The sequence below is a fragment of the Mesorhizobium sp. WSM4849 genome, from assembly GCF_055811385.1.
In genome coordinates this window covers 24795-31685 of the sequence record NZ_JBVVPW010000030.1, presented here as the reverse complement: position 1 = coordinate 31685, position 6891 = coordinate 24795, and the positions used below count along the sequence as shown (strand labels likewise).

Below are 6891 nucleotides of genomic sequence, written 5' to 3'. Positions count from 1 at the left end.
ATGGGGGGCCCCCCGGGTTTCTTTTTTTGCGGGTCTAAAAAAACCCCCCCCCCGCCTATTAAATCGCCCAATTCCCGGGGGTTTTTGTTCAAAAAAAACCCCCGCTCTAGCTCTTTGCTTTAACGCATTTTGTCGGACGCCAAACGAAGACGTTTGGCTGCAAAATGCTACGACGCTGCCACTTCCGCTGGTTTGGTCGCTTTCTTCTGCAGATTGAGCAGATTGCCGAGCAGGATCAGCAAGGCTCCGCCGGCGGTGAAAGCGTCGATCTGCTCCTGATACAGCAGCCAGCCGATCAGCGCCGACAGCGGCACGCGCAAAAAGTCCATCGGCGAGATGACGGTTGCGTCGGCATAGGCGAGCGCGCGGGCCATGCAGAAATGCGACGACATGCCGGTGAAGGCGATCAGCAGGAGCCACGGCCACAGTTCGAGCGGCGGGTTGCGCCATTCGTAGAGCGCCGGGACAAGGCCGAGCATCGACTGGATGACCAGCATCCAGAAGATGATGGACACGACGCTGTCCGTCCGCGTCAGCGATTTGACCAGGACCACAGATATACCGAAGCAGACCGCGGCACCCAGCACGACAACATGTCCCGGATCGACGGCACCGACGCCCGGACGGACGATGATCACCACGCCGATCAGCCCGAGCACGATGGCCGCAAGTCTGGGCCGGCTTAGTCTTTCACCAAGAAAGCCGACCGCCAGAATGGCCGTCCAGATCGGCGTCGTGAATTCGATGGAGATCAGCACGGCCAGCGGGATCAGCGTCAAGGCGTAGAGCCATGCCGCCTGGCCGACATAATGGACGACGTTGCGGGCGATATGGGCCAAGGGGCGTTTGGTGTGCATCGCTGCAAAACCGCCCGACATCATCACCAGCGGCAGGAGGATGAAAAAGCCGATCACCGAGCGCAACTCCAACACCTGGAAGACATTGAGCTCGGCTGTCGTGGCGCGGCCGGCGACCGACATCGTCAGAAACGAAGCAATCGACAGCGCCATCCAGAATGCGGCCTTGGGGAGCGAGGGTGAGGGTGCCATGCGCGTATGTCGCAAGCCGCGACTTTGATCGCAACCGCTAGTCGGCGCATTCGGCTAGGCCAAAGGCGGCGCGATGCGAAAAGGTCATGTTGAAGACGGAACCTGCCGTGACGGAAGGCGTTGATCCTCAGTATTTGCCCGACCTTGGCAGGAAGTGTCTCCGATCTCAAGGAGGAGAGATTCGATGAAATCATTCGTGCGATTTCTATTTGCCGGCGGGCTGCTAGCTGCGGCCGGCGCGGCTCATGCCGACGAGGCAAATTTCCTCAGCTCGTTCCAGGGGAAATTCACCGGCAAGGGTACCGTCCAGGTAGACACCGATGCACCGACGGTGAATGTCTCGTGTAACTTCAATTCCGATGCAACCTCGACGTCATTGTCCCTGGACGGCAGCTGCCGCGGTCTTATCGTGGTGACGCGTGCCATCAGCGCGGATCTGAAGTCCAGCGGGACGAAGTACACCGGCGTTTATGTCGGATCCCGCACCGGGCCGGCACAGCTCAGCGGCAGGCGCTCGGGCAATGCGATCAATCTCGGCATCCGCTGGGCGAAGAATGTCAACGGTGATCGCAAGGCGCAAATGACGGTCGAGAAAACCAGCGGGAACGGCATGCGGCTGACGGTCACCGACCTCGATCCGAAGACCGGCGAGAAGGTGGTGACCAGCCGGATCGATCTGCGACGCAGCTGATCTTCTTGTCTGGCACGATCTTTTCCGAACCGAAGGCTCAGTCCTCGATCGGCTCGGGCGGGTAGGCGCCGCGGCCCTTGCCGAAAGTATAGCCGGTCTCCACCGCCTTGCGGCCGAACTTGTCGCGCAGCGTGTCGATGGCGCCTTCGGCCATGGCCCGCTTGCGCGACTGGATGTCGACGAGGTCGGGCGGATCGGCCTTTTCGTCGTCCGAGAGGTCGCTGACGCCGATGCCAAGCAGCCGGTATTTCGTGCCATCCGCTTCCTTGCGCAGCAGCTCGAGCCCGGTCGAAAAAATGCGGTCGGCCAGCCGTGTCGGGTCGCCGAGCTGGCGGTTGCGCGTGCGGGTCTTGAAATCCTGGGTCTTCAGCTTCAGCACGACGGTGCGCCCGGCGATGCCGGATTTCTTCAGCCGCCCCGACACTTTTTCGGACAGCGCTCTCAGCACCGAAACCAATTCATCCAGGGACGCAATGTCGGTGTCGAACGTGGTCTCCGCCGAGACGCTTTTCGCATCCTGGTCGGGATGGACGCGGCGCTCGTCCTCGCCGCGTGAAAGATGGTAGAGCCGGTCGCCCATCACGCCGTAGCGGCGCATCAGGTCATTGCGCTCCAAGCGCTGCAATTGGCCGATCATCCGGATGCCGTCCCGTTCAAGCGTGGCGGCGAAAGCTTTTCCCACGCCCCAGATCAGCGTCACCGGCTGCCCGGCCAGGAATCCGGTCGCCTCGGCCTCACCGATCACCGAAAAGCCGCGCGGCTTGCGAAAGTCCGACGCCACCTTGGCCAGGAACTTGCAGTAGGAAAGGCCTGATGAAACGGTGATGCCGATCTCTTTCTCCACGCCGAGCGCGAAGCGCGCCAGCACAACCGCCGGTGGCAAGCCATGCAGGCGCTCGGTGCCGGCAAGGTCCAGAAACGCTTCGTCGATGGAGATCGGCTCGACCAGCGGCGTCAGCGCCTGCATCATGGCGCGCACCTCGCGGCCGACGCGACCATATTTTTCCATGTCCGGCGGGATGACGACCGCTTCCGGACAGGCTTCGAGCGCCTTGAACATCGGCATCGCCGAGCGCACCCCATGGATGCGGGCGATGTAGCAAGCGGTGGAGACGACGCCGCGCTTGCCGCCGCCGATGATCAACGGCCGGTCCTTCAGCGCCGGGTTGTCGCGCTTTTCGACCGCCGCATAAAACGCGTCGCAATCGATATGGGCGAGATGCAGCCGGTAGAGCTCCGGATGACGGGCAAGCCGTGGACTGCCGCAGCGTTCGCAGCGCCGTGCCTCGCTGCGCTGAAAGGTCAGGCAGTCGCGGCAAAAACCGTGATCGGGATTGTTGACAGGAGCCGCCATCGCTGCGAACATAAAGAGAACAAAGGCAATGGTACGTCAGGACGGACGCCACGACAAGGCGGTGGGCCGGGAGAGAGCTCGTGAATACGACCATAGCGCCGCTGGTGCCCGAGCTTTGGGCGGATTTCGAAGATCTGTTCGGTAAGCAAGGCGCCTGCTACGGCTGTTGGTGCACACATTTCCGGCTGTCGCCGGCAGTGCGCCGCGCCAGCAACCGGGAGCGCAACAAGGACCACATCAAGGCGCGGATCGAGGCCGGGCCGCCACCAGGCCTGCTGGCGTTCGAGGATGGCAAGGCGGTCGGATGGATGCAGATCGGCCCGCGCGCCGACGTGCCCGAATGGAACAATAAGGGCAGGGGGTCGGCGCCGGTCGATCCCGCCGACGCCACGGATCCGGGCGTCTGGGCGATCTCATGCTTCTTCATCCGCGTTAAGGCGCGCGGCAGGGGCGTGACGCACCGGCTGGTCGAAGGCGGCATCGAGTTTGCTCGCCAGAATGGCGCGCGGCTGGTCGAGGCGTGTCCGATCGACCTGTCGAAAGATTCGCGTTCGATCGGGCTGTTCGTCGGCTCGTCGCGGGTCTTCGAGAAAGCCGGCTTCGAGAGGCTGGTCGAGCGCAAGGCAGGCCGGCCGCTGATGCGACTGGTGCTTTGAGCCAGTGCCGCTGTGCGCGCCGCTGCCGCGGCGGTCGCTCGGCGGCGGCCAAACCGTCGCGGCCGGCCTGCATAGTCAGACAGTTGACGTCCAGCAGGAATAAATCCGCCTGCGGCCCGTTCCTCCTCGGATTTTTCCATGGAGGCTATCGATGTTTCATTTTTCCCAGACCACTCGCCCGATCCGGTTTGTCTGTCGGCCGGAAGATCATGGCGTCATCGCGCCGCCAGTGGCGGCCAAGACGGTCTTGCCGGACTGGTTCCGCAAATTGCCGGCAGTCGATGCGCAGCCCGCCGTCCCTTTGCCGTTGCAGGCGCCGGACCAGATCGTGGCGACCGGGCTGAGTTCGCCTGACGGCCGAAGACCGGCACCTCCTTCGCGGCGCCATTTGTTGCCGCCGCAGCGGCGTTGATGAAATCGGCAAACAGCAACGCCACCGCAGCCGACATTCATGACGCGCTCGGCAAGTCGGCGGAAGATCTCGGCGCGCCGGGAAAGGACGCCGTCTTCGGCTGGGGCCTGCTCAATGCCCGCGGGGCTTGCGTCGTCACGCCGAGGAAGGCGACGTGAAGCTTCACTGTTGATGCCGAAGGGACAGCCGGGGGCGCGAAGGATCACTACAAATCGGCTTCTAGCGCCAAGGAGGGATTGCACCTCGTCCGTTTCCGCTTACGGTTGCGGTTGGCGTTTTTGTCACAAGAATAGCAACGGAGATTCTGCGTGAACCGTGTTCTTCCGGCCGTCTTTGTCCTCGCGCTCAGCGCACCCGTCTTCGGCCAGACCGTTGACAACGAGGGTGCGAAGCAGCTCTCCGAAAATCTGTCCCGCTATATCGGCAGTAAGGCGAGCAGTCTCCTGAAGGTTTCCGTGGAAGGCGACGCTTACAAACTCGCTGTCGACGTCAAACCTGTCGTGGACCTGCTGGCGGCGCAGCATTCCTTCAAGTTCGACTTCAGCCCCTACGCATTGCTCGTCAAGCCGGGCAGCAACGGGACATGGAGCGTCTCGGCGGATGTGTCGCAAAGCGGTTCCTTCGAGTTCAAGGGGCCAGAGGGCCCGCAGAGCATGCAGTTCTCGATTACAGACGGCAGGTTTTCCGGCGTCTACGATCCCGAACTGGCAGCTTTCACCAGCGCCACACACTCGATGGCCGGAATGACGATGAATTCCCGGGACACCATGCAGCGCGCCAAGGTGAGTACCGGCGCCGGTACTGCCACCATGAACGCAACCAAAGCTGCTAATGGCGGCGTGGATTTCACCGCGACGCAGACGGTCGCCGATTTCGCCGAAGCACTTGATTTTGACGACCCCAAAAGCGGGTTGAAATTCCCGCTTACGATCAAATCACCGGAGCTGTCGGTGAATGCGACCGGCAAAGGCGTGCGGACAAAGCCGTTTCTCGATCTGCTGGCATTTGCCGTCGCCAATGAAGACGAGACCAAGCTGAAGGCCAACCAGGCGCAGCTCAAATCGCTTTTGCTCGCCGCGCTGCCGCTGTGGGAGCGGATCGACGGCAGCTACGGATTGAAAGACGTTACTGTCGAAAGCCCGGTTGGACATTTCGGTGCGGCGGAGCTCGGCACCAGCTTCGGGTCCGACGGCATCGCCCAGAACGGAGCAATCAACTATACGATCAAGGCCGCAGGATTGACGATCCCTCCGAATCTTGTGCCCGCCTGGGGTACGGCGCTGCTGCCCACCGACATCAATCTGAATTTCGGCGGCGCCAACTTCGATCTCTACAGCATGGCGAAAAAGGCGATCGAAGCCTTTGATCTAAACAAGAATCCGCCGCTGCCGGCTGACTTTGGCGATCAGATCAAAGCTGATTTCATGGCCAAGACGCCGAAATTTGTCATCGGCCACAGCACGGTGAAGAACGGCGACATGGAAATCGCGATGGAGGGCGAGATGACGTTCCCCGGCATGAAGCCCGAGGCAAATGTGACGATCGATATTGCAGGCTACGACAGAATTGTGGAAAGCCTGCAGGCGGCGGCGAAGTCGGAGCCGGAAGCCGCGCAATATGTGCCGGTGGCGCTTGCGATCAAGGGATTCGGCAAGACGCTGCCGGACGGCCGCATCGAATGGGTCGTCAACGGCAAGCCGGACGGTTCGGTCACGGTCAATGGTGTCATGGTGAAGCCGGCCGATCCGGTTTCGAATGATGAAGGCGACGACAGCGAAGAAGAAACGACGCCGTAGGCGTTTTCGCGATCCGATCGTCGCTCATATCGAATGTTCATGGTCGTCGTCGCCAAGCGGCAGCGCCCGCAGCGCCTTGCCGACGGAAGCCGGCGGCGTGCCGGTTTCCTCCGCGAACCGCATGAGCGTCGGCTCGTGGGCGAGGATGAACTGCAGCACGCCGGCCAGGAACCCCGGCTCGCCGGCGGCAAGGCGGATGGAATGCGCCTCGATGCCGGTGATCGCCAGGAAACGGGGCAGAAGTTCCGGATCGGCGGCAACGAAGCCCAATGCCTTCACGGCAATGATTTCCGCTTCCTCGCGCATTGACGCTGCGTTTGCCATCACTACCTTCTTGCGCGGTGGAATGAGTCTCTTTTTGGCAGTAATCGCAAGCGTCGGCTGCGGCAAGCCACCTAGCTCTGCAATGCGGTGTTCGAGGTGAAATCCGAAGCTTTTCCGGCAGCCGGTTTCCGTTTCGTCAATTATATTGCCGTAGAGTCGAGCAGGGTTTGGTGCGTACCGGCGAGGGCGCATGACGGCAACCTTCGAGCGGAAGGCAGGCCGGGACGGGAATTTGATGCCTAAGAAGGTCATGATTGTCGAGGACAATGAGCTCAACATGAAGCTCTTTCGCGACCTCATCGAAGCGAGCGGCTACGAGACGGTACGCACACGCAACGGCCTGGAAGCGCTGGATCTGGCGCGACTGCACAAGCCGGACCTCATCTTGATGGACATCCAACTGCCCGAAGTATCGGGGCTGGAAGTGACCAAATGGCTGAAGGAGGACGACGACCTCCATGTCATACCGGTCATTGCCGTCACCGCATTCGCGATGAAGGGCGACGAGGAGCGCATCCGCCAGGGTGGCTGCGAAGCCTATATTTCCAAGCCGATCTCGGTGCCGCGTTTCATCGAAACCATCAAATCCTACCTGGGCGACGCCTGATG

7 protein-coding genes and 2 pseudogenes are annotated in these 6891 nt (G+C 61.7%); 6 read left to right on the top strand and 3 right to left on the bottom strand.

What is annotated here, in order from left to right; genetic code table 11:
* Positions 1–167 precede the first annotated feature (167 nt).
* Positions 168–1049 carry a DMT family transporter gene (locus tag AC0L3L_RS27595; RefSeq protein ID WP_473529205.1) on the bottom strand — a complete coding sequence of 294 codons (882 nt, stop codon included), beginning with the start codon at positions 1047–1049 and terminating at the stop codon, positions 168–170.
* A gap of 184 nt (positions 1050–1233) precedes the next feature.
* On the opposite strand from AC0L3L_RS27595, the gene AC0L3L_RS27590 reads away from it, so the two are divergent.
* Positions 1234–1740 (top strand): hypothetical protein, encoded by a 507-nt coding sequence (locus AC0L3L_RS27590; RefSeq protein WP_473487261.1) that lies wholly within the window; start codon positions 1234–1236, stop codon positions 1738–1740.
* A gap of 37 nt (positions 1741–1777) precedes the next feature.
* Here the strand turns inward: AC0L3L_RS27590 and AC0L3L_RS27585 are convergent, their stop codons facing one another.
* Positions 1778–3106 carry a DNA polymerase IV gene (locus AC0L3L_RS27585; protein ID WP_473640113.1) on the bottom strand — a complete coding sequence of 443 codons (1329 nt, stop codon included), beginning with the start codon at positions 3104–3106 and terminating at the stop codon, positions 1778–1780.
* 68 nt (positions 3107–3174) lie between these two features.
* Here AC0L3L_RS27585 and AC0L3L_RS27580 point away from each other — a divergent pair, with 68 nt between their 5' ends.
* The 4 genes and pseudogenes from AC0L3L_RS27580 to AC0L3L_RS27565 all read left to right on the top strand — a co-directional run bounded on the left by AC0L3L_RS27580 (position 3175) and on the right by AC0L3L_RS27565 (position 5958).
* Positions 3175–3750: a GNAT family N-acetyltransferase gene (locus AC0L3L_RS27580; RefSeq protein WP_473487263.1), complete on the top strand. Its 576-nt coding sequence runs from the start codon at positions 3175–3177 to the stop codon at positions 3748–3750.
* Positions 3751–3901: 151 nt separating this feature from the next.
* Positions 3902–4033: pseudogene (locus AC0L3L_RS27575) on the top strand (DUF6065 family protein); the annotation flags it as partial.
* 71 nt (positions 4034–4104) lie between these two features.
* Positions 4105–4320 (top strand): annotated as a pseudogene (locus AC0L3L_RS27570) (S8 family serine peptidase); the annotation flags it as partial.
* A 150-nt stretch (positions 4321–4470) separates the two neighbouring features.
* Entirely contained in the window at positions 4471–5958 is a 1488-nt protein-coding gene (locus AC0L3L_RS27565) for a hypothetical protein (RefSeq protein ID WP_473487264.1), read from the top strand.
* A gap of 24 nt (positions 5959–5982) precedes the next feature.
* Here AC0L3L_RS27565 and AC0L3L_RS27560 read toward each other — a convergent pair whose 3' ends face one another.
* Entirely contained in the window at positions 5983–6282 is a 300-nt protein-coding gene (locus AC0L3L_RS27560; RefSeq protein WP_473487265.1) for a DUF3572 domain-containing protein, read from the bottom strand.
* Between the two features lie 250 nt (positions 6283–6532).
* On the opposite strand from AC0L3L_RS27560, the gene AC0L3L_RS27555 reads away from it, so the two are divergent.
* Positions 6533–6889 (top strand): response regulator, encoded by a 357-nt coding sequence (locus AC0L3L_RS27555; RefSeq protein WP_287247952.1) that lies wholly within the window; start codon positions 6533–6535, stop codon positions 6887–6889.
* Positions 6890–6891 lie beyond the last annotated feature (2 nt).